This window comes from Colwellia sp. MB3u-41 (assembly GCF_014076845.1).
Taxonomy (GTDB): domain Bacteria; phylum Pseudomonadota; class Gammaproteobacteria; order Enterobacterales; family Alteromonadaceae; genus Colwellia_A.
In genome coordinates, this window is sequence record NZ_JACGUT010000074.1 from 35,832 (window position 1) to 57,496 (window position 21,665).

24 protein-coding genes are annotated in these 21,665 nt (G+C 37.3%); 11 read left to right on the top strand and 13 right to left on the bottom strand.

Translation table 11 applies throughout. The features are described from left to right. Positions 1–63: 63 nt before the first annotated feature. Positions 64–1,668, bottom strand: a complete 1,605-nt coding sequence (locus H4J73_RS07865) for an ABC-F family ATPase (protein ID WP_182180104.1) — start codon at positions 1,666–1,668, stop codon at positions 64–66. 308 nt (positions 1,669–1,976) lie between these two features. On the opposite strand from H4J73_RS07865, the gene H4J73_RS07870 reads away from it, so the two are divergent. The 4 genes from H4J73_RS07870 to H4J73_RS07885 all read left to right on the top strand — a co-directional run bounded on the left by H4J73_RS07870 (position 1,977) and on the right by H4J73_RS07885 (position 4,188). After that, on the top strand, positions 1,977–2,921 hold the full coding sequence (locus H4J73_RS07870) for a response regulator (protein WP_182180106.1): 945 nt from the start codon (positions 1,977–1,979) through the stop codon (positions 2,919–2,921). Between the two features lie 103 nt (positions 2,922–3,024). After that, complete coding sequence (locus H4J73_RS07875; protein WP_182180108.1) at positions 3,025–3,336, top strand: GIY-YIG nuclease family protein; 312 nt, start codon at positions 3,025–3,027, stop codon at positions 3,334–3,336. A gap of 129 nt (positions 3,337–3,465) precedes the next feature. Beyond that, positions 3,466–3,687, top strand: a complete 222-nt coding sequence (locus H4J73_RS07880) for a hypothetical protein (RefSeq protein ID WP_182180110.1) — start codon at positions 3,466–3,468, stop codon at positions 3,685–3,687. A gap of 102 nt (positions 3,688–3,789) precedes the next feature. Further along, the gene (locus tag H4J73_RS07885) at positions 3,790–4,188 is read left to right on the top strand and encodes a PEP-CTERM sorting domain-containing protein (protein WP_182223855.1); all 399 of its coding nucleotides are present in this window, start codon (positions 3,790–3,792) and stop codon (positions 4,186–4,188) included. A gap of 83 nt (positions 4,189–4,271) precedes the next feature. Here the strand turns inward: H4J73_RS07885 and H4J73_RS07890 are convergent, their stop codons facing one another. Together H4J73_RS07890 and H4J73_RS07895 are read right to left on the bottom strand one after the other, a co-directional pair. Next, positions 4,272–5,426, bottom strand: coding sequence for a helix-turn-helix domain-containing protein (locus H4J73_RS07890; RefSeq protein ID WP_182188789.1), 1,155 nt, complete (start codon positions 5,424–5,426; stop codon positions 4,272–4,274). A gap of 108 nt (positions 5,427–5,534) precedes the next feature. Beyond that, positions 5,535–6,056, bottom strand: a complete 522-nt coding sequence (locus H4J73_RS07895) for an NUDIX hydrolase (RefSeq protein WP_182180833.1) — start codon at positions 6,054–6,056, stop codon at positions 5,535–5,537. Positions 6,057–6,325: 269 nt separating this feature from the next. Between H4J73_RS07895 and H4J73_RS07900 the strand changes: the two genes are divergently transcribed. Next, complete coding sequence (locus H4J73_RS07900; protein ID WP_182180835.1) at positions 6,326–7,612, top strand: S41 family peptidase; 1,287 nt, start codon at positions 6,326–6,328, stop codon at positions 7,610–7,612. 20 nt (positions 7,613–7,632) lie between these two features. On the opposite strand, the gene H4J73_RS07905 is transcribed toward H4J73_RS07900, so the two are convergent. Then, positions 7,633–8,457, bottom strand: a complete 825-nt coding sequence (locus tag H4J73_RS07905; RefSeq protein ID WP_182180837.1) for a zinc-dependent peptidase — start codon at positions 8,455–8,457, stop codon at positions 7,633–7,635. A gap of 332 nt (positions 8,458–8,789) precedes the next feature. Between H4J73_RS07905 and H4J73_RS07910 the strand changes: the two genes are divergently transcribed. The 3 genes from H4J73_RS07910 to H4J73_RS07920 all read left to right on the top strand — a co-directional run bounded on the left by H4J73_RS07910 (position 8,790) and on the right by H4J73_RS07920 (position 12,104). Continuing rightward, positions 8,790–10,949 carry a S46 family peptidase gene (locus H4J73_RS07910; RefSeq protein WP_182180839.1) on the top strand — a complete coding sequence of 720 codons (2,160 nt, stop codon included), beginning with the start codon at positions 8,790–8,792 and terminating at the stop codon, positions 10,947–10,949. Positions 10,950–11,019: 70 nt separating this feature from the next. Continuing rightward, on the top strand, positions 11,020–11,463 hold the full coding sequence (locus tag H4J73_RS07915; RefSeq protein WP_182180841.1) for a disulfide bond formation protein B: 444 nt from the start codon (positions 11,020–11,022) through the stop codon (positions 11,461–11,463). Then, positions 11,460–12,104, top strand: a complete 645-nt coding sequence (locus H4J73_RS07920) for a thioredoxin domain-containing protein (protein ID WP_182223856.1) — start codon at positions 11,460–11,462, stop codon at positions 12,102–12,104. The genes H4J73_RS07915 and H4J73_RS07920 overlap by 4 nt, the downstream gene beginning before the upstream one ends. Positions 12,105–12,230: 126 nt before the next feature. Here H4J73_RS07920 and minE read toward each other — a convergent pair whose 3' ends face one another. The 6 genes from minE to H4J73_RS20970 form a co-directional block, all read right to left on the bottom strand. Continuing rightward, complete coding sequence (minE, locus tag H4J73_RS07925; RefSeq protein WP_182180845.1) at positions 12,231–12,509, bottom strand: cell division topological specificity factor MinE; 279 nt, start codon at positions 12,507–12,509, stop codon at positions 12,231–12,233. 1 nt (position 12,510) lies between these two features. After that, positions 12,511–13,320, bottom strand: coding sequence for a septum site-determining protein MinD (minD, locus tag H4J73_RS07930; protein ID WP_182180847.1), 810 nt, complete (start codon positions 13,318–13,320; stop codon positions 12,511–12,513). A 28-nt stretch (positions 13,321–13,348) separates the two neighbouring features. Continuing rightward, a complete protein-coding gene (gene minC, locus H4J73_RS07935) occupies positions 13,349–14,062 on the bottom strand; it encodes a septum site-determining protein MinC (RefSeq protein WP_182180849.1) in 714 nt (237 codons plus the stop codon). Positions 14,063–14,151: 89 nt separating this feature from the next. Continuing rightward, entirely contained in the window at positions 14,152–14,433 is a 282-nt protein-coding gene (locus H4J73_RS07940) for a cell division protein ZapA (protein WP_182180851.1), read from the bottom strand. Further along, on the bottom strand, positions 14,433–14,705 hold the full coding sequence (locus H4J73_RS07945; protein ID WP_182180853.1) for a DUF904 domain-containing protein: 273 nt from the start codon (positions 14,703–14,705) through the stop codon (positions 14,433–14,435). The genes H4J73_RS07940 and H4J73_RS07945 overlap by 1 nt, the downstream gene beginning before the upstream one ends. Positions 14,706–14,975: 270 nt before the next feature. Then, positions 14,976–15,200 (bottom strand): GNAT family N-acetyltransferase, encoded by a 225-nt coding sequence (locus tag H4J73_RS20970; protein ID WP_182180912.1) that lies wholly within the window; start codon positions 15,198–15,200, stop codon positions 14,976–14,978. 253 nt (positions 15,201–15,453) lie between these two features. Here H4J73_RS20970 and H4J73_RS07955 point away from each other — a divergent pair, with 253 nt between their 5' ends. Next, on the top strand, positions 15,454–16,413 hold the full coding sequence (locus tag H4J73_RS07955; RefSeq protein ID WP_182180855.1) for a DnaJ C-terminal domain-containing protein: 960 nt from the start codon (positions 15,454–15,456) through the stop codon (positions 16,411–16,413). A gap of 344 nt (positions 16,414–16,757) precedes the next feature. Further along, entirely contained in the window at positions 16,758–17,426 is a 669-nt protein-coding gene (locus H4J73_RS07960; RefSeq protein ID WP_182180857.1) for an ABC transporter substrate-binding protein, read from the top strand. Positions 17,427–17,475: 49 nt separating this feature from the next. Here the strand turns inward: H4J73_RS07960 and H4J73_RS07965 are convergent, their stop codons facing one another. Then, positions 17,476–18,258, bottom strand: a complete 783-nt coding sequence (locus H4J73_RS07965; RefSeq protein ID WP_182180859.1) for a Crp/Fnr family transcriptional regulator — start codon at positions 18,256–18,258, stop codon at positions 17,476–17,478. A gap of 322 nt (positions 18,259–18,580) precedes the next feature. On the opposite strand from H4J73_RS07965, the gene dnaK reads away from it, so the two are divergent. After that, entirely contained in the window at positions 18,581–20,473 is a 1,893-nt protein-coding gene (gene dnaK, locus H4J73_RS07970) for a molecular chaperone DnaK (RefSeq protein WP_182180861.1), read from the top strand. A gap of 117 nt (positions 20,474–20,590) precedes the next feature. On the opposite strand, the gene H4J73_RS07975 is transcribed toward dnaK, so the two are convergent. Then, on the bottom strand, positions 20,591–20,899 hold the full coding sequence (locus H4J73_RS07975) for a YkgJ family cysteine cluster protein (RefSeq protein ID WP_182180862.1): 309 nt from the start codon (positions 20,897–20,899) through the stop codon (positions 20,591–20,593). Between the two features lie 150 nt (positions 20,900–21,049). Next, the gene (locus tag H4J73_RS07980) at positions 21,050–21,427 is read right to left on the bottom strand and encodes a PAS domain-containing protein (protein ID WP_182180863.1); all 378 of its coding nucleotides are present in this window, start codon (positions 21,425–21,427) and stop codon (positions 21,050–21,052) included. Between the last annotated feature and the right edge of the window lie 238 nt (positions 21,428–21,665).

Consider the following 21,665-nt stretch of genomic DNA (forward strand, 5'->3'; position numbering starts at 1 on the left):
AACCAAAGACTTAAAAGCGTCATTAAAGACGCTTTTAAACTTCAATTAAGCCAATAAAAAAGACTAAGCTCTTTTTTGTGCCTGCATTTGGCTATCTAGGTATTCGTCTAAAGAACCTTGGAAATCAACAAGCTTTTTATCTTTAATATCGATAATACGGGTTGCCAAGCTTGAAACGAACTCACGGTCATGGCTAACAAAGATTAACGTACCTTCAAAGTCTTTCAGTGCATTGTTCAATGCATCTATCGCTTCAATATCCATGTGGTTAGTCGGCTCATCCATGATTAATACATTGATATCAGCCATCATTAAGCGACCAAATAACAAGCGATTCTTTTCACCACCTGAACAGTTACGTGCTTTTTTGTTTGCATCGTCATCAGTAAATAACATACGTCCTAACATGCCACGAACACTTAAATCGTTATGACAAGGTCTGCGCCATTGCGACATCCATTCCATGAGGGTTAAGTCATTATCAAAAAATGAACCACTATCTTGTGGGCAATAACCCACAGAAGCATTTTCAGACCACTTAACAACACCTTTAGTTTGCGTTAACTCGCTCATTAAACAGCGTAGCAATGTTGTTTTACCAACACCGTTTTCACCGATAATGGCTAATTTAGCACCCGCTTCAAGTAATAAGTCACCTTTTTCAAATAATACTTCACCATCAAAACCATGACTTAGATTTTCAAGTTCTAATGCTTGACGGTGCATTTTCTTGCCTGGAGCAAAAGCAATTTTAGGTGTGATACGACTGGACGATTTAACATCATCAAGTTTAATTTTATCCATTTTTTTGGCACGAGAACTTGCTTGCTTCGCTTTTGAAGCATTTGCACCAAAACGGTTAACAAAATCTTGTAGCTCAGCAATTTCAGCAACTTTTTTGTCATTACCCGCTAATAACTGTTCACGTAACAAGCCCGACTGCTCTAAGAAAAACTCGTAATTACCCGGATAAACACGTAATTCACCGTAATCAATGTCAGCCATATGCGTACAAACAGAATTAAGAAAATGTCTATCATGCGAAATAATGATCATGGTGCATTTACGCTTGTTTAATTCTGTTTCTAACCAACTGATAGTATGAATATCCAAGTTGTTGGTAGGCTCATCGAGTAATAAAATATCAGGGTTGGCAAACAAGGCTTGTGCAAGAAGTACACGAAGCTTCCAACCTGGCGCAACTTGTTGCATTGAACCGTAATGAAAAGATTCTTCAATGCCTGCTTCTAATAAAATTTCACCCGCGCGACTTTCAGCGGTGTAACCATCCATTTCAGCAAATTCGCTTTCTAAGTCACCAACACGCATGCCGTCAGCTTCACTCATTTCAGCTTGTGCGTAAATAGCATCTCTTTCTTGCTTTACTTTCCATAAAGGCATATCACCCATGATCACAGTATCAATAACATTGTGTTGTTCAAAGGCAAATTGATCTTGTCCCAAAGTACTGACTTTGTTGCCCGTACTGACCGATACATTGCCAGAGCTTGGCACTAAATCGCCACTCAGTATCTTCATAAATGTAGACTTGCCACAACCATTTGCGCCGATCAAACCGTAGCGGTGACCATTGCCAAATTTTGCCGAGATGTTTTCAAACAAAGGCTCTGCGCCAAATTGCATTGTAATGTTAGATGTAGTGATCAAAGATAAATTCCTAAATAGTGCTAACTAAAATGATTAACCAGCAACGGTAAAGATAGCAAAAATAGAAACATATTTAAGACCATCAAAATAAAGTGCCGCATTATACAGTAAAAACTCTATTTTCTCTACTTAATCCTCAATATTATTGGTTGTTTTTTCACCAGTAGCAGCACAGAAGTGATTGGTGCTTGATATTTTATTAAATAAAAATAATCAAAGCTTGTTAATCGCCTTGGGTATTTCCTTGCAAAACCCTATTTGCTCTAGTATTTTGTTCGCACAATAAAAATAATATATGCGGATATTTCATGTCTATTGATACAATTTACAAAGTCACCCTACACCCTTTCATTAATGAATCTATTGCTAGCTTAAAATCGATGACCAGTTTATCGGGTAATGCAGGCGACGCCTTTATGGATAAAGTTGAAGACTTTCGTTTTAAAGGTTATGCCGTTTGTTCTGATATTACCGGCTGTTTAGATGGGGTAATAATGATGCATCATTATCCAGAAACTGCAGTGGCTATTGGTAATTCTGTTTGTCAAAATATGTTTGATGAAGCCTATGATTACACAGAAATAAATGAAGAATTGAGTCATGCTTTAGCAGAATGGGGCAATACTATTGTAGGTCGTGCTACCGACTTACTGAGTCGAAATAACTTACAGTTTGATTTTTCTAGCCCCTATTTTATTCATGATTTTAAAGATATGGAAAAATACCTCGAAGGTGTTAAAGAAATAGTCACTGTGCCAATTACCGTTGAAGGCGTTGGTCGCTATTATTTTAATTTATTGGTACGTAATGTTAACTTCCAAACAAACAATGTTGAAAGAGAGCAAAGTGCGGGTATTGCTAATCCACACAACACACCTTTACCCCAAGACAGTAAAATATTACTTGTTGACGATAGCGCGATGATAAGAAAAGCATTAAAGCGCTTTTTAGCTGGTTTAGGCTATGAAAATGTCATTGAAGCTGATGATGGTAGTACTGCGGTAGAAGCTGTAAAAAACGAAGCCCCTGACTTTCTTTTCATGGACGTCGTTATGACGCAAATGAACGGCAACGAAGCATTAAAAGTTATCCGAGCAAGTGGTTCAAATGTGCCGGTTGTTATGTTGTCATCAGTCACTGATAAAGCACTTGTCGATGAATGCCAACAAAGTGGTGTGTCGGGGTTCATTTTCAAGCCGATTCAAGCCAATAATGGCGCAAAAATAATCAAAGATTATTTAAAAATAGCTTAAGCCAGCCAACAAGTCTTTTAAAAAAGCACTTACTTTATTAATAAGGTAAGTGCTTTAAAAATATTGAGCCTTATTAAGGTATTAACAAGGACGCTTATAAAAAATGAAGGATAATACTGTTTCAACTGGTTTCGTTTATATAATGACCCACTCTTTTTTTTCAGATGTCATAAGAATAGGTTGCACCTCTGAGGACCCTATGGAATATGCGCAAGCACTTTCAAAAAATTCACCCGGTGATTATTCTCTGGTCTATTCTTTAGCATGTAGTGAGCCGTGCGAAGTCAAAAAACAAATTCGCACGTATTTAAATGCAAAAAAATACGTAAATGAGTTTTATCAAGTACCTGCAGAAGTAGCAGTAAAGTTACTACAAAGGGAAACATTAAGAATCCCCCTTTTGAATAAAAATTAGACCCTCTTACCTAAAAATAGTTGCTCTTGATAGTAAGTACCTAAAATGGACAGTTTAGCCATATTTTCGATTGCTATCGTTACGTATGATTGCAAAAATCAAAAAAAATAAAATAAGTACTCACTCTCTATGCCTAAATTTATACAGAACATTTTATTGTCTGTTTCCTTAATCAGCTTAAGTGCCTTTACACATGCATCATTAATTACTAACGGAAGTTTTGAACAACTTACCTTTGCTAACACGACAACTTCAACGGGTTTAGTTTCTCATATTGACTTACAAGCATTTAAAAACAAAACAAGTGCTTGGGATGTTTTTTCAACGTTACCTGGCTGGAAAACGTCATAGGGTAATGGCATAGAATTACAACAAAATGTTGTTACAGGCTCTCAAAACGGCTTATACCATGTTGAATTAGATTCTCATCAACGTGGTTCATCTAACGCTGTAATGACACAAACACTAAATTCATTGACGATTGATGCAGACTATTTATTAGAGTTCTGTTACAAACCAAGAACCAATAATAGTAACGATAACGGAATTAATGTTTTTTGGTATGATGCAAACGTTGACTTTGATTTAGGAATGACAGCAGCTTTAATTGCTAACAGCACAAGAAACTTAACGCCAAACTGGGCTTTGCAGTCAGTTTCATTTACTGCTCAAGCACAATCAATGAATTTAAGTTTCGCATCATTTGGTACACAGAACACTTTAGGGGGGTTAGTCGATAATGTTTCTTTAGCCCAGGTAACCTCGGTTCCCGAGCCGTCAATGTTTATCTTGTTTTTAATCGCACTAACGTTGTTATTTGTTCGTCAGCGAAAACTCGCCAAACAAGCGTAATTCAAGCTTTATAACTTTCTCAGTTAATAACAAGTAGCCCCCTTTTCCTAATGGCTGAGAAAGTTACCTTTTCAAACGTTATACTACTCTTTAATTAATAATTTTTTAATTTCATCAAAGTCACAAAGATGAAGCAACTCAGCTTTTTGCTCTAATTGACTAAAATCGTCATACCCCGCCGCTGAAAAGTACAAACATGAAAGCATAAATAATACTAATTCATCTTGTACACTCCCTAGCACTTTTAACTGACTCACTTTTTCTAAATGATTAAGCTGTTTAACCAAACTCGCATCAATATGCCATAACGAAAGCATTAGAGATGATGACGAAAATATACTGATCCCCATCGATTTTCTCATGTGACGATTAAGCGAATCTAAATCGTCAACACCACGCAGCGAATAAAGCATTAACTCATGCTTATAGGTGCTTTTATGGCTGAGTAAAAACACCCCAAGCAATGCAAAAACAAGTACTTGTTCGGTTAGGGCAATATCAAATTTAATTTTTGAGGGTAATGACTTACGAACTTGCTGAAATATTTTAGGTGCCATTAAAAAGGCTTCCGTGTACTGCTCAACAATCCATTGTTCGACATGATCTTGCAGTGCATCTTTCATTGCATAAACAATGGCAAAATTAACCACACGACCTATCCCTAAATTCCGACTTATGGCTTCAAGAAGATTTTTTGGGGTTTTTCCATAAATCGCTTTACTGGCTTGGCCAAGAATACGAGCAGAAAAAATTGCGTCATGACCTATAATCTCAATAACTCGCTGCAAATTAAGACGGCCTTGCTCTTTCTCTTCAATTAATTGACGACAACTGCTGGGCATTGGTGGCATATTTTTAGCGATGCTTGTCAGTTTTTCATAATGGCTATCAGTACTACCAGCAGGGGAAAGTTCGCGAAACTGAGCAGGAGTAATACCGAATTTTTGACGAAAGGCCCTTTCAAAGGTCGCCCTTTCAGAATAACCAAGTTTAATCGCTAAGTCTTCAATATTACTTTGCTGAGTTAATAAAGCTTCCACACAAAGTTCATTCAAAAACTTACCTTGAATAAGTTTAAAACTCGTATCTTCTTTGGCAAGTTTGCGGCGAAAAGACGTCATGCTCATCGCTAAAGACGACGCACACAATTCTATCGATAAAGTTGCAGGCAGTTCACACTGACTAAGCAGTTCATTCACCGCCACCGTCAATAATAACGAAGGTTGAGTCTTAATCATTTGAAGTATATTTCCCTATAATTCGTTAGCTTCAGCAACAAAAAACATCAAAAGTATATCAACATTGCCCCGCTCAATATTACTTTTGTAAATGTTACTTATTAAATATTATGAAGCTAATAGTTCACTAACAATCAGTTTGAGTAAAAAGGTTTCACGCTCAATGGATAATCCCTTCTTTTGACTATTCGCCATCGTGTGTTCATTGTGACTAATCGCTTGATGAATATTCATCCATAGAGGATACATACCATTACTAATTTCATGTGATTCAAGCTCAGGTTCAAGTAGTTCATCGTCTATTGAGCAAATATAACAATAAGACTGCATATGCATAAATTCAAAATCGGCTTTATGCCAAGGTCGAAACTCTTCATATAAGCCAAACGCTTGAACATCTTTTACATCATGTGCACCCGTTTCTTCTTTTAACTCACGTACTAAGCCTGCCACATGACTTTCGCCGTCATCAATGCCGCCACCGGGAAGGCTATAATCGTGATAGCGTTTGGTATAAAGCAAAAGAATATTTTCGCCTTTTAACACAATAGCGCGCGTCGCTTTTCGCGTAAATTGGCGTGCTGACATGTCACTAATGTCAGGGTGAATCGTTGATTTTAATAAACGCATAGAGGGGATCTTTAGCAATATTGAGAAAATCATAGGCAAAAAAATGAACATTAGTTATTAAACCATATCATCTTCTAGCGGAATAATTTTTAACCAAAAGTATAACCGTATCTTACTACAGTGGTAGCACATAGTTCTAAAAAATTATCCCTGCCCTGTTATCATTTGTCAGCAAAGCCCATTACTTTACGAATAGTTTCGTAAAGCTTAAAACAATGCTATGTTGCTAAGAGGTTTATTATCGATAATAACGAAAAGGGATAATTTCTATGACTAAATATGGTGTAGCATTAATATTATTTTTCAGTAACTTACCTGTCAACTCTGCTGTTATAGCAATGACCGTTGCCAAAACACCTTATGATAAGCAAAGGGTCATTATCGATAGTATATCGAAAAAATTAATCGATAATTATGTCTTCCCTGATGTTGCCAACAAAGTAGCAACACAGCTTTTATTGAATATCAATAATAATGAATATCTTGGCTATGATGAAAGTTTTATCTTTGCAGACAGACTAACTGATGACATTCAGGAAATAACGCAAGACAAGCACATCAGAGTTAAACTTCGTCAACCAGGTGTAACGATTAATACTAATGAAGATATTGAAAAACACTTTAGAAAAGTCGAAATACTCGACGGTAATGTTGGCCTTATTAGCTTTGATAAGTTTCCATCTGATCCAAAAGCTAAAGACATAATAGACCGTATTTTATTGCAACTAGCGGATGTTGATTCCCTGATTATTGATTTACGAAATAATCGAGGAGGAAGCGCAGATTTTGTTCGCTATTTTAGCAGCTATTTTTTTGATAAGAAGACACACCTTAATAGTATTTATTGGCGAGAAACAAATAAGAATGAAGAATATTGGACGGTTGATGATCTTCCCAGTGATAAAAGGCCCAATCTGCCCATCTACATTCTCACCAGTAAAAATACCTTTTCAGCCGCTGAAGGATTTTCATACCTCTTAAAAGTAAGAAAGCGCGCATACCTCGTAGGAGAAACAACAAAAGGAGGAGCCAACCCAGGACATTTTTTTGATTTACCCTCAAGGCTTTCCATTTTTATACCGACAGGAAGAGCGGTTGACCCTATAACAAAAACGAACTGGGAAGTTGTTGGTGTTGCACCCGACTTACCTGTTATTGCAGTATTAGCGTTTGAAGAGGCTTATGCGATGGCCAAATATTCAGCGATTGAATATAGAGTAAGCCAAGGTAAGGCAAAGCCTGAAGAAAAACACAGTAGTAAACATTACAAGAAAAATTATGGAAAATGGACACTCGCTCGGAATAACTGCCCATTAAAATACCGCTGGGCACAAGCAGAATACAATGACAGAACGAATAAGTATCAGTTTCCCTACCAAATAAAATACTACGGTAATGGTAGTGCAAATATAGAGTATCAGTTGGGAAATACTTCAGGAAAAATGACACATATTCAATACTTTAAAAGTAGAGAAGATGAAAAGTCAGGCATATCAATTGGCTTGAGTTCATTTAAAACACTCGATATTTTACAGTGTAAAATATTAAGCGATTAAAAGGTCAGCCATTACCGCCCCTATTTCCAGTGAAGCGGGTCAACGTGATAATAGTTTTTGAGTTGTTGATAAAGCACCGGATACTTGGCATTAAACTGATTAGCCTGTTCAAAAAAAACTTCACTGGTCACCGCAAAAAACTCAGCAGGATTAGTGGCGCCATAATAGTCAAATAATGAAGGTGCCCCGGTTTGTGCTTGTCTTTGAAGTTTTTCAAATTGTAAAGAAAAAGCGTCAGACCAAGCTTTGTAGTTTTGCCCTTGATATAATATTGGAGCACCATTAGCTTTACCATTTTCTTGGTCTAATTGGTGAGCGAATTCATGAATGACCACATTGCGTCCATCGTCAGGGATTTTTGCCCCCGCGAGGGTATCTTGCCAAGAGAGTACCACCTTACCAAAATCCCATGACTCACCTGCAAGTGCAACACTTTGCTGATACCTTAAACCGTCCGTCCCCATATTTTGTTGTTCTTTAATAAAAGCACTCGGATAAACAAGAATAGTCTGTAATTTAGGGTAAAAATTTGTCTTACGGTTAAGTAATAACAGACATGCTTGTGCAGCAATAGTGATCCGTATTTCATCAGTTATTTGAACCCCATTACAACCAACGAAGTTTTTTTCCGCCAAGAACACCTGAATATGTCGCTTTAACTGCAGTTGTAAATCTGTTGGCATTTGTCCAAAGTACGGCATTCTTTGCTGAATAATTTTTCGCCAAGACTTTTTAAATGGCTGACTTCTTATTTTTTCTCGCTGATACTCTCGCCAATAAGGCTTGGCAACGGAATAACCAATAAGTAAAACGCCTATAAAGATAGGAAGTAAATAAGACAACATAAAGAGCATTACCTGAGAGTATTTATCTTTAGATAGGTACGAAATAGTTAAATTTCAAGCGCTTGGTCATAGTGACAATGATGAAGGCTCTATAATTAAGTGCTTAACTGCTGTGAAGCTCATAACAAAAAGCAAGTAGAATTAGGTATTATTTTCAGTAAACTATTGAAAAGTCGCGGTAAACATCAAGCTTTATCCTTAAAGTTATCTTTGGCATAATGTTCACCGTAAAAATAGATAAATATGTGGCTGCTAAATATTACTCAGTATTATCTGGCGACTCATCAATATAAAAACTATAACTATAAATTAATACAACCCAGAGAATTCTAATGAAAAAAACAACGATTTTATTATTAGCAATGGCTTCTACACTCGCCACGGCTGATGAAGGTATGTGGCAACCTCACCAATTGCCTAGCATTGCAAAAGAACTTACCCAAGCTGGCTTAAAACTAAACCCAAACGACTTAACCGATCTAACTGGCTTCCCTATGGGTGCGATTGTCAGCCTTGGCGGCTGTACCGCCTCTTTTGTTTCTGATAAAGGTTTAGTTGCCTCGAATCATCATTGTGTTTATGGCTCTGTTCAATACAACTCAACAGCAGAGAACAACTTACTCGCCAATGGTTTTCTAGCAAAAACCATTGATGAAGAGCTACCCGCGACACCCGGCAGTCGTATCTATGTAACAGAAGAAATCAATGATGTTACCGTGCTAATTAAAGGCAGTATTACCGAGAACATGTCGGGCTCGGAGCGCTATAAAGCCATAGATAAAAACTCTAAAACATTAGTGGCTGAGTGTGAAAGTGATGACAAATATCGTTGTAATGTTGTTAATTTTCATGGCGGTTTAGAATATTATTTATTTAAACAATTAACGATTCGTGATGTTCGTTTAGTCCATGCTCCAGCAAGTAGTGTTGGTAAGTATGGTGGCGATGTTGATAACTGGATGTGGCCACGCCACACCGGAGACTATGGTTTTTATCGTGCATATGTCGGTAAAGATGGCCAACCCGCCGATTTTAGTAAAGACAACGTACCTTATGAACCAAAACATCACCTAAAAGTGAATAAAAGTAGTGTTGATGAAGGTGACTACATTATGGTGTTAGGTTACCCAGGACGCACCAATCGTTACCGCACTGCACTTGAAGTTGAGAACCAATTTACTTGGACTTACCCTAATGCTAAAAATTATCGTGAAGAGCTTATCGACTTAATTCATACCGAGTCTGCACCAGAAAGTGAAGCAAGAATAAAGTACGAAAGCACCTTAGCCGGCTTAGCTAACTACGCAAAAAATTACGGTAGCATGATAAAAAGCTACCACAAAGGCACAACGTTAGCCCGTAAACAGCAACTAGAACAAGACTTAAGCGCTTGGATCAATGCTGATAAAATGCGAAAAGCTAAATATGGCAACGCACTTACCGGCCTAAATAAGCTCCTAAAACAAAACCAAAAAACTCAAGCACGCGATCTAATTCTAGGTTATATGGCTTACAACAAAATGTTAAGCACCGCTTATCGTTTACATCGTTTAGCCGTAGAAAAAAACAAACCAAACGTAGCGAGAGAAAGGGGTTACCAAGAACGTGACCTTGCACGTTTTGAACAAAGCATGAAAACCTTTAATCGTCGATTCGACGCGAATATCGATCAAAAGATCTTATTCGCTATGTTGACACATTATGTTGAATTGCCTAAATCAGAACGTATTCTCGCCATCGATGAATTTTTTGAACTTGAACAAGGGCTAAATAAAAAAGCCTTAAGCACTAAGCTTGAAAAAATGTATCAAAGATCAACAATTGCTGACCAAGAAACTCGCCTTGCTTGGATGAATAAATCGGTAGCCGATTTTGAAAAAAGCTCAGATCCCTTTATTCAACTTGCCGTAAAGACTTTTTCTGTAAGAAAAGCACTTGAAGAAAAAGACGAAGAATTGTCAGGTAATATTCAAGCTTATCGTCCTAAGTATATGGAAGCGTTAATCGCCTATTTTAACGATAAAAAACTCCCCGTATACGCAGATGCTAACAGTACATTACGTATTACTTACGGTAACGTAAAAGGTTATTCGCCAGTAGACGGACTCACTGCAACACCTTTTACCACACTTGAAGGTATAGTAGAAAAAGACACAGGTATTAAACCCTTTAATGCCTCTAAAAAACAACTCGAGTTAATTAAGAGTAAAACTTACGGCGAATACGCTAAAAAAGAACTTGGCTCAGTACCGGTTAACTACCTAGGTACATTAGATATTACCGGTGGTAACTCGGGTTCACCTACGCTTAATGATAAGGCAGAGTTTGTGGGTTTAGTGTTTGACGGTGTTTATGAAAGTATTATTGGTGATTGGGATTACGACACTAAATTAAACCGATCGATTCACGTTGATATTAAATACATGTTATGGGTAATGGAGCATGTTGACGGCGCGACCAATCTTATTGAAGAAATGGATATCGTTGAATAATTAACTTAATTTTATTTGCCTTGAAAATCCGGCTTAGGCTGGATTTTTAACGTTAACTAAACGAGATTATATGAACGATTTATCTGCTAACAATACGTTATCCAAAGGTTGGTTGTTACTCTTTTCAGTTTGGGTACTTGCCACCATAAGCACGCTTGCTAGTTTATTTTTTAGTGAGGTTGTTAAACTCCCCGTTTGCTCTTTGTGCTGGTATCAGCGCATTGCTATGTACCCTTTGGTCGTTATTTTACCAATGGCCTTATTTCCATTCGACGCTAAAGTGACCCGCTATGCGAGTGTATTAGTGTTATTTGGCTGGCTAACCGCATTATTTCATGTGTTATTAGTGGCCGGTTATATTCCTAAAAGCGCACAGCCCTGCATACAAGATATTCCTTGTTCAGAAACGCATCTCAATGTTTTTGGGTTCTTAAATATGCCAATGATGTCTTTACTAACCTTTAGTCTCATGGCTTTATTATTATTTTTTATGACTAAATTGGAATCATCATGAATAAAAAAACACTTTTCATTAGCGCCAGCCTTATTATCCTTTTGGCTTTTATTGGCGCAGCAACAATATTTAAAGCAAACAATAGCCACCAGAGCGCTAAGGTTGAAAGCCTCGACATCGTTGAACGTATCGGCGCACCAATAAAAGGACCGTTAGAGGCAAAAGTGACCATTGTCGAATTTTTCGATCCTGCTTGCGAAACATGTTCAGCTTTTTACCCACTGGTAAATAATTTAATTAAACGCTACCCTGGTAAGATTAAGGTTATGATGCGCTATACCCCTTTTCATAAGGGATCAGATCAAGTGGTTAAACTACTCGAAGCCGCACACTTACAAGAACAGTTTTGGCCGGCAGTAGAAATTTTATTTGCCAAACAGCAAGCCTGGACTCGCCATCATGTTGCGCAACCACAAAGTGCTCATGCGTTATTAAAGGACTTACCTTTAGATAGCGCACAGTTTATGCGTGATGTGAGTAGCGAAAACGTTAGCAAGGTTATAATGCAAGATATCAAAGACGGTAAAACCCTCGAAGTTCGAGCAACGCCGCAGTTTTTTGTTAACGGAAAACCTCTTGTTAATTTTGGCTACGAACAGTTAACTCAGTTAGTTGAAGAAGCCATCGCCGAAGCCTATTAACTTAATAGCTTAGGTTATCAATGGCTTTTTCAATAAAATAAAATGAAAAAGGCGGATATTCTATCAATGAATATCCGCCTTTTCTATGTTCAAGACCGACAGGTCATAAACGACATGAATAGAGGTTTAGTTCATACTGTGCTCGTCATTTAATTCGATGTTAAGCTCTAAGACGTTTAAGTCTCCACCTTTATTATCAAGGTTAATTGAAAAGCTTTCATCAGTTACCTTGATATACTTACGCAATACCTCAAGGATATCAGCAGTGAGTTGGGGCAAGTAATCTGGCTGTTTATTTCGACTATTGCGCTCATGAGCAACAATAATTTGCAGACGTTCTTTGGCCTTCGACGCTGTCGTTGCCTGCTTTTCTTTTTTACGTAAAAAATAATCCAGTAATGCCATGTTATCCTCCAAACATACGACTAAGAATGCCTTTTTTCTTGGCATGTAAAAATCTAAAATCAACCGTCTCACCCATAAGGCGATCAACCACATCCTGATACGCTTTTCCTGCATCACTTTCTGTATCTAAAATCACTGGCTCACCGGCGTTAGATGCCTTAAGCACCGCTTGTGATTCAGGAATGACACCTAACAAAGGTATCGATAGGATATCAACAACATCTTCAACACTCAGCATTTCACCATCGTCAACGCGCTTAGGCGAGTAACGTGTTAATAATAAATGTTCTTTAATAGGCTCTAAGCCAAGTTCTGCTCTGCGAGAGCGACTGGCTAACATACCTAAAATACGATCCGAGTCACGAACCGATGAAACTTCAGGGTTAGTCGTGACTATAGCTTCATCAGCATAATAAAGCGCCATCATAGCGCCTGCTTCAATACCCGCGGGAGAATCACAAACGATATAGTCATAGATTTTACCCAGCTCTTCAAGTACCTTACCGACGTTTTCTTTATTTAATGCATCTTTATCACGGGTTTGTGAAGCGGGCAATATAGATAAGCTGCTAACGCGCTTATCTTTAATTAAGGCTTGATTTAAGGTCGCTTCACCATTAATCACATTAACAAAATCATAAACAACTCGGCGTTCACAACCCATAATTAAATCAAGGTTACGTAGGCCAATATCAAAATCAATTAACACTACTTTTTGACCTTTTAACGCCAATCCAAGACCGATTGCCGCACTTGATGTTGTTTTGCCAACCCCTCCCTTTCCTGATGTAACAACTATTATTCGTGCCATAGACCGAATATCCTTTTTAAATTAAAAGTTAAATGAGTTTTGATGACGTGAGTTCGCTGTCAGTCAAATGTATATATGCGGGAGATCCCCAATATTGCTCCATTGATTCACTCAACCAATAGTTACCATTAATAGAGACCAATTCAGCCTCAAGGTTTTGGCAATATATTTGCGCCCGATGATGACCTGTTGCACCCGCAATGGCCCGACCACGTAACGAACCGTAGACATGAATATTACCATCAGCAATCACTTCAGCTCCAGCAGATACTGAGCCAATAACCACTAAATTCTGATCTTTAGCATAAACCTGCTGACCTGAGCGTATTTGCCCACGGTGTATTTTGTCGCTAAATAAATTACGTGCTGGTGTCTCTGTGACTATTTTAGTTTCTGCGGCTTCTGCTGAAATAGTGTTTTTTTCAACCGTATTCACTTTCGCCGTATTCACAAATGAAAAACCAAGTTCGCGGATCAACGTACGTTGCTCTTTTGATACCGTGCCAGTAAAACCAACAAAGGTAAAATTGAATGATTCAATTAACGTTTTTATCGCTTGATAATCAATTGAACCCTCTAACTGTTCAATACTAACCACGATGGGAACAAGATAAAAAAAATCGGGTGCTTGTGCGACTTTATCAGCTAAATCAGTACGAATATCCACTAACATTGACGTTTTTAAATGTAAAACAGACAAAGTAAAGCTCGAGCCTTTAAATTCGATGCTAGCATCAGCCATAGCGAAAATGTTCCTAAATATTAAATTAGCAGTATTACCACTATATTAACTCTCGCGCTGAGTGGCAATACTGAAAAAAGTAAAAGTGTCTATAAAGCGCTTTTTAATGTTGAAATTAGCGCTTCTTGTCCATGTTGGTAGCGTTCAATTTTGTTATTTGCCATTAATAATGAATAGCTTAAATTAATTGACGCCACTAATAAAGCACGCTCACTGCTAGCATTCCCTCTTTGCTGTTTAATGTCTTCACACATAACAGCAAGCTTGCTAGCGGCTTGCTTTAAATCCTCTGCTTGTTCAGCTGAGCAAGAAAACTGATGTTGCTTACCCATAATTTCAATGCTGATGCCGTTAGAGTCTTGAGTCAACATTAACTCAGCTCTTCTGCACTTTGTAATTTGTCTAATAAAGCGGTCAATACATTATTTGTTTGTTTCTGTTTTTCTTCACCTTCTAAGACTTCAAGCTGAAAGGTTTCATTTTCATCGACAAGCAAAGCTTTTTGCTCTGCTAATTCTGCTACTTGCTGAGCTAAGCCTGCTTTTTGCTCTGTTAGTTCTGCTACTTGGCTTTTTAATTGGTTATTTTTATCAATGATTTTTTCGATCAGTTGTTCGAGTTGTGGGAGAGTATTTTCGTTCATAAGGCGCTCTGGTTAACTGTACTAATTAAGGGCGGCAAATTTAATATAAAGTGAGGCAGAATGCTACTATTTACGGCAATTATTGACTTAATTTATCTAACAACGACCAATGACAGAATAGATCAACAAATCACGCTCAAATAATGAGCATTAAAGTTAAAAATCAAGCAGAGCATTATTAGGATTTATCACCAAAACTGTCATTAATAACCACCAGCGCTTAAAGGTAAAACTATACGCTATAATAAAAAGCCTTCCCCCCCACTACTTTCAAATAAACAGATCGCTTGCTTGGGGATTTTTTTCAAGGTATTTAGTGATGTATGAACATTTTGCGACGGCTTTTTTATTCTCTTTTTTGATCTGTTTAAGAGCATCTTCTAAAAGTGTTTCAGCGAGAAATTTACCCGCGAGTGCCTCAGGAACAATCGTTTGCGTTAAGTGCAGATTGCCATTTTGATCATCATAAGTGATATAGGCAATATAACCATCAATGTAATATTCATACCAACATTCTTACGTGTTGTGTATCAGTGTGTAAGACATAATTCCCCCGTTAATATATTAATACAATCTACTGTTATATAAAAAGTAAGATGAAAATTAAATTGAACATCCCATATTTTCTCTAAATGTCACATTATTGACATTCATCATTTTTATTTATGCTTATAATAAAGTCATAAAATGGAACTATTATAGATGAACCCAATAATCATTGGCTGGTTTATCTGCACAGGAGAACACGGTGGATTACAAAGATTACTACAAGATTATGGGCGTTGATAAAACATCGACCCAAGATAAAATTAAAACATCATATCGAAAGTTAGCACGAAAATTTCATCCTGATGTCAGTAAAGAGAAAGATGCAGAGACTCGCTTTAAAGACATAAATGAAGCCTATGACGTATTACGTGATAAAGAAAAGCGGGCAGCTTATGACCAACTGGGCAGTAATTGGAAAGCGGGCCAATCTGGCTTTACCCCGCCACCTAGGTGGCAAGAGCAATATCAACAAGGTAATGGCAGTTTTAATACTGATGGTCAAGGCGATTTTAGCGATTTTTTTGAATCGTTATTTGGCGGTGGCTTCAATGCGGGTCAACATTCACCGCGTGGTCATCAGCCTAAACAAGGGCAAAATAGTCATGCCAAAATATTAATAGATTTATCAGATACGTATACAGGCGTAACCCGAAGTTTTACGCTGCAAGATCAAATTGTAAATGGACAAGTACAATCAAAGGCGCGCACATTAAAAATTAAGATACCAAAGGGCATCAAACCGGGGCAAAAAATTCGTTTACAAAAGCAAGGAGAAGCGGGTTTTAGTGACGCAAAAAATGGAGACTTATATCTTGAGGTAGGTTTTAATCCTCACCCGTTATATGTTATTGAAGGCGTCGATATTACCACCGAACTTACCATTACTCCATGGCAAGCAGCATTAGGTGAAAAAGTAAAAGTACCCACACCAACAGGTACAATTGATTTAACGTTACCTAAACTGGTGAGTAGTGGTGCTAAAATGCGTTTAAAAGGTCGGGGATTACCCAGCAAAATTCCTGGAGACTTTTTTGTAAAACTTAAAATTGCTTTTCCAAAAAGCTTGTCGCCAGAAGCAGAAACGCTTTATCAATCTTTAAAGGGATTAGCGACAAGTCATGATAAAACTGAAAATGCAAAGCAAAAAATTGATAGTTAACAGAAAAATGAAACGAATGGTCACTCACCATGAATTTTTAGTTCGCACGTTTAGTAAAGCGATAGAGTGCTAAGGACGTTATTTAAATTAGAATAGATCTCTGATACTTATTTTAATACTTTATTTTCTTAGCTGGCTTAAATAATTCCACACAAAAAGGGAGTGCAATAACATTAACAGCAATTAAAAGTAGATAATGAGTAACATTCATTGCATTATTCGTCGATAGTTATAGCCACAGCCTGTATTCGCTACTTAACCCCAACCATTCTTTTATCTTGTCATCATTACTTTGGAAATTTTTTATATTCATGATATTGCCTCGAAACTTATTTGTCCTTTTAATGTTAACAATATCTCAAAACAGTGCGGCTTTAGAGACCATAACCCTTGCCGTTGAAAATAGCTGGCCTCCTTATTCAGATGATGGTGGAAACGGCATTTCAAAAAACATTATTCAAGCAGCATATAACGCTGTAAACATTCGCGTTGAATTTATTGTTGTTCCATACGCTAGAGCACTAAAGATGACGAAGAATGGGCAAGTCGACGGCGCATTCAATGTGACAAAACAAAAAAGCACGATTGATCAATTTAATTTTGGTGAAATTCCTATTTTGCAAGCTAACGCATCATTTTATTATCACAATGACACCGTCATAAACTTCACCTCGGCAGATGAAATATCTAAAGAAATATCTGTTGGCGTAATTATTGGTTATGAGTACGGTGATAATTACGAGAAAAACAAAAATCGATTTAAAGAGATTAGAGTCGCGAATCAAACACAACTGATCAAGCTTCTAAAGAAGAAAAGAATAGATGTAGCCATTATGTTTGATGATGTTGTTACAAGTAAATTAAACGATATGGGGCTTCAACCCAACGACATAAGAAAAGGTAAGCTTCACCAAAAAAGTGATATTTATGTTGCTTTTAGTAAGTCAAAAAACACTAAACATGCTATGGAAATGCTCGACGAAGGCCTAGCAAAAACACACAACCCAAAATAATATCCCCGAAGGAAGAAAGGCAATGCTTTACGTTATTTATAAGTGACTGTTAGTTTTTATTTTGAGGTGGTGCATTATAAAAAGGTGCATTTGATAACGTTTCTGTGTATTTCGCTTCTTTTTCTAATGCTTCTAAATCTTTAATAATCAGTTGATTGCGTTTTTTATCAAGCGTTCCTGCTTTCTTCCAATGTTGTAACTGCTTATTTATCACTTGCCTAACTGAACCCGTCATCCGCGCCAAAGTTTCATCATTTAAACCGTTAACCAAATGATGTTCATGCTCTGCTTCTACCGTGCCGGTATAAAACTTAATTTTATTAATATGCTCTAAAATAATACGGCTTAAGCGTGTGGTAACATCATGTAAAATCAGGCTGCTGGCCTGCTGTTCTTTTTCACGCATTTTTTTGGCTAAATAAGGCATAAATTGCTGGTTAAACTCTGGATATGTCCACAGCCAATGGCGCATCGTTGAAAGTTTAACTGACAATAACTTTACCGTGGTTAAAGGAGAAACAATGACCTCATGTGGTTGATCGTCTAACAGCACCATTAAGTCAAAACAATCGCCGGCATAAAGCATATCTAGAGTGGCTTCTCTGCCTGTCTCAGGATTACTTTGTTTGATTTCTAAACTGCCATCAATAACGACAAAAAAACGCTCGGTAAGTAACGCAGGATTAAAGTAATCACCTTTGTGCCATTCATCAAGCTGAAATTCTTGTTGAAAGTCTTCAATTAATTTTGTTGGTAAGTCTGCAAAAATATTAGCTTGCTTGACTAAAACAGGACTGGCTTTTTGAGGTAAATGAGTAACGTCTTTATTCATGAAGGTAAAATTTAAGCCGTGGTGTTCACAAGTGTTTTTATTCTACCCCCTTGTCTGTATATAGCAAAAGCTAATGTTAATTTTAAATTTAAAACGATTAAAAATACAAAATGATCATTACTGTCATATTTGTGACAGAAGCCTTTTATCCACTTATGTATTATAGCGTCACTGAACAAACAACCAAGCTTAAACCATCAATGTTAGTCGGCTTATCCAAGGTTGTTTATAAGGTTTATACGGTCAAACTGCTTACGGGATAATTGCCATAAAGCAGCAGACTTTTTTATTAAACCCTTTTTTTAAATAATAGGTAATTATTATGTCGAAGATTATTGGTATAGATTTAGGTACAACAAATTCATGTTTAGCGGTTATGGAAGGGGGCGTTGCTAAAATTATTGAGAACGCAGAAGGTAGCCGCACAACGCCGTCAATTGTTGCTTATGCAAACGATGAAACATTAGCGGGCCAACCGGCAAAAAGACAAGCCGTTACTAACTCTAAAAATACCTTATTTGCGATTAAACGTTTAATTGGTCGTAAATTTGATGATAAAGAAGTACAAAAAGATATTAAGTTAGCCCCTTATAAAATTGTAAAAGCAGACAATGGTGATGCTTGGGTTGAAGTTAATGGTAAAAAATTATCACCACAAGAAGTATCAGCGCAAATTTTACGTAAATTGAAAAAAGATGCTGAAGCCTATTTGGGTGAAACAGTAACCGAAGCGGTTATTACCGTACCCGCTTACTTTAATGATTCACAGCGCCAAGCAACAAAAGATGCCGGTAAAATTGCCGGACTTAACGTAAAACGTATTATCAATGAACCAACGGCGGCGGCATTGGCCTACGGCGTTGATAAAAACAATAAAGCTGACCAAAAAGTGGTGGTTTATGATTTAGGTGGCGGTACCTTTGACATTTCAATTATTGAAATTTCTAATGTAGACGGCGAAAAACAATTTGAAGTGTTAGCAACCAACGGTGATACCTTTTTAGGAGGCGAAGACTTTGATTTACGCCTGATTAACTACCTTGCTGATGAATTTAAAAAAGAAAGCGGTATTGATATTCACCAAGACCCGTTAGCGTTACAACGTATTAAAGAAGCGGCTGAAAAAGCAAAAATAGAGTTATCATCAGCACTACAAACTGACGTGAACTTGCCGTATGTTACCGCTGATGCTAGTGGCCCTAAACATTTAAATGTGCAAATTACCCGAGCAAAATTAGAGTCTTTGGTTGATGACTTAGTTAAAAAAACTATCGCTCCGTGTGGCCAAGCACTTAAAGATGCTGGCTTAAGTAAAGGTGATATTGACGAAATTATTTTGGTGGGTGGTCAATCACGTATGCCAAAAGTACAAGAAGCTGTTAAAACCTTCTTTGGTAAAGAGCCACGTAAAGATGTTAACCCAGATGAAGCCGTTGCTATTGGTGCAGCAATTCAAGCGGGTGTGTTATCAGGCACGGTCGGTGATGTGTTACTACTTGATGTAACGCCATTGTCACTAGGTATTGAAACGTTAGGCGGTGTAATGACTAAGCTTATTGATAAAAATACCACGATACCAACACGTGCGTCTGAAACGTTCTCTACGGCTGAAGATAATCAAGCGGCGGTAACTGTGCATGTATTGCAAGGTCAGCGTGAAATGGCAACAGATAATAAATCGTTAGGTCAATTTAACTTAACTGATATTAATCCAGGCCCTCGTGGCTCAGTACAAGTTGAAGTCACGTTTGATATTGATGCAGATGGTATTTTAAATGTCTCAGCGAAAGATAAAGCAACGGGTAAAGAGCAAAGCATTAAAATTACCGCATCAAGTGGTTTAACTGAAGATGAAGTTAATCGCATGGTCGATGAAGCTCACAAGCACGCAACGGAAGATAAGCAGAAACGTGAAGTAGTTGAACAACGCAACCAAGCAGATCAATTGATTCATACGGTGCAAGCGTCAATATCCAGCTTGAGTGAAGATCAGCAAACCGAGCTTAAAACATTAATTGAGCAACTAAAAATGGCGGTTAATGGCAATGATAAAGCGGCGATAGCAATGCGACAAAAAGCATTACAAGAAGCGCATAGTAAAATAATGCAAGCTTCGCAAGCACAAACAGAGCAGCCTCACGGTGAAGCGGCTAATGACCGTACTAAAAACGAAGATGTTATTGATGCTGATTTTGAAGAAGTCAGTAATGGATAAGCTGTAAATACTCACTGATAAGGTAAATGAGATACCACTTAATTTTAAAAAATTCGCATAAAATCAAAACCCCTAATATTAATTATTAGGGGTTTTTTATTGCTATAAGATCAGCGTTCAATTGTTTACAGAGGTATAGAGTTTTTCTGTTCTTTCGTCGATACATTCATATGAACCCATCTCAAACTCTCGACAAACCCAAGGTCTGTTTTCATAGATAGAACACAATAATGTATCTCGATTGAGCGCTGAGCAGAGACCATCATCTAGACGTAACATTGATTCATGGCCATGGTCATCAATATAGATATGCCGATGAGGCACACCAGTATCAGAAATAATTCGAACTTCTAAGCTGCAGCAACATGCCTGACAATTTGCACAGGTGACTTGGGGAACGGGAATGTTTTTTACTTCAATGTTCATAATAAATAATAAATAATAAATAACAATAAATTTAATAGTGCATAGGATACGCTAAACGCTTAAGGTTCTCGAGCGAATAGAGACTGAACCGTCTCATAATGGACAAAAAAGTGAGCAATAAAATATATCTATGAACGAACATAGCAAAATTTAAAAATCAAAATGCTTAAAAAACACCTCATAAATAACTTTTTCAACTTCAGTTCCATAACAACGCGTATGTTTAAACTCTCCACCCTTTTCATAAACACTTGAGTTGTAAATAATATATTTAACGTCATTTTTACCTTGCACCCTTGCGGGGTAATTCTTCAAAATATCAAAACGACTTAAACGCTTCATCATGTCAGATAAGCAGCTCTCGTCTATCTGAAACTCTGATACGTGATGACCTATATACTCATTTTTTTCATATCCTAGCACCTCAAGCTCACACTCATTGGCATAAACAATAATACCGTCTGGCGAGACAGCATGAATACCTATTGATGAGTTATAAATAAAATCTTCTGGATTTTCAGTAAACATAAAGTCACCTAACACCTGATAAAAGGTGTAAATAGTTAGCAAGTTCAGTGAAGGATAAAACCTATACCTTCAGTTCATCAATACTTAAGCGTAGTGCACGAAGCCCAAATCGACTAGTAGTGATGGCTTAACGCACTTTTTATAGTACAGGCTTACATCCAGCAATTGCTACAACCGAGACAATAGACGATTTTCACTTTGCTTTCTTGTTACTTTACAGTAACTTTACAGTAACTTA

Excerpts from the sequence above, each read along its gene's own strand:
- H4J73_RS07945 (WP_182180853.1), bottom strand. The coding sequence starts at position 14,705 with ATGAACGAAAATACTCTCCCACAACTCGAACAACTGATCGAAAAAATC.
- H4J73_RS07905 (WP_182180837.1), bottom strand. The coding sequence starts at position 8,457 with ATGTTGTCTTATTTACTTCCTATCTTTATAGGCGTTTTACTTATTGGT.
- H4J73_RS07910 (WP_182180839.1), top strand. The coding sequence starts at position 8,790 with ATGAAAAAAACAACGATTTTATTATTAGCAATGGCTTCTACACTCGCC.
- H4J73_RS07880 (WP_182180110.1), top strand. The coding sequence starts at position 3,466 with ATGCCTAAATTTATACAGAACATTTTATTGTCTGTTTCCTTAATCAGC.
- H4J73_RS07915 (WP_182180841.1), top strand. The coding sequence starts at position 11,020 with ATGAACGATTTATCTGCTAACAATACGTTATCCAAAGGTTGGTTGTTA.
- H4J73_RS07890 (WP_182188789.1), bottom strand. The coding sequence starts at position 5,426 with ATGATTAAGACTCAACCTTCGTTATTATTGACGGTGGCGGTGAATGAA.
- H4J73_RS07900 (WP_182180835.1), top strand. The coding sequence starts at position 6,326 with ATGACTAAATATGGTGTAGCATTAATATTATTTTTCAGTAACTTACCT.
- H4J73_RS07960 (WP_182180857.1), top strand. The coding sequence starts at position 16,758 with ATGTTAACAATATCTCAAAACAGTGCGGCTTTAGAGACCATAACCCTT.
- H4J73_RS07920 (WP_182223856.1), top strand. The coding sequence starts at position 11,460 with ATGAATAAAAAAACACTTTTCATTAGCGCCAGCCTTATTATCCTTTTG.
- H4J73_RS07870 (WP_182180106.1), top strand. The coding sequence starts at position 1,977 with ATGTCTATTGATACAATTTACAAAGTCACCCTACACCCTTTCATTAAT.
- H4J73_RS07885 (WP_182223855.1), top strand. The coding sequence starts at position 3,790 with ATGACACAAACACTAAATTCATTGACGATTGATGCAGACTATTTATTA.
- dnaK (WP_182180861.1), top strand. The coding sequence starts at position 18,581 with ATGTCGAAGATTATTGGTATAGATTTAGGTACAACAAATTCATGTTTA.
- H4J73_RS07940 (WP_182180851.1), bottom strand. The coding sequence starts at position 14,433 with ATGTTGACTCAAGACTCTAACGGCATCAGCATTGAAATTATGGGTAAG.
- minC (WP_182180849.1), bottom strand. The coding sequence starts at position 14,062 with ATGGCTGATGCTAGCATCGAATTTAAAGGCTCGAGCTTTACTTTGTCT.
- H4J73_RS07975 (WP_182180862.1), bottom strand. The coding sequence starts at position 20,899 with ATGAACATTGAAGTAAAAAACATTCCCGTTCCCCAAGTCACCTGTGCA.
- H4J73_RS07875 (WP_182180108.1), top strand. The coding sequence starts at position 3,025 with ATGAAGGATAATACTGTTTCAACTGGTTTCGTTTATATAATGACCCAC.
- H4J73_RS07980 (WP_182180863.1), bottom strand. The coding sequence starts at position 21,427 with ATGTTTACTGAAAATCCAGAAGATTTTATTTATAACTCATCAATAGGT.
- H4J73_RS07965 (WP_182180859.1), bottom strand. The coding sequence starts at position 18,258 with ATGAATAAAGACGTTACTCATTTACCTCAAAAAGCCAGTCCTGTTTTA.
- minD (WP_182180847.1), bottom strand. The coding sequence starts at position 13,320 with ATGGCACGAATAATAGTTGTTACATCAGGAAAGGGAGGGGTTGGCAAA.
- H4J73_RS07895 (WP_182180833.1), bottom strand. The coding sequence starts at position 6,056 with ATGCGTTTATTAAAATCAACGATTCACCCTGACATTAGTGACATGTCA.
- minE (WP_182180845.1), bottom strand. The coding sequence starts at position 12,509 with ATGGCATTACTGGATTATTTTTTACGTAAAAAAGAAAAGCAGGCAACG.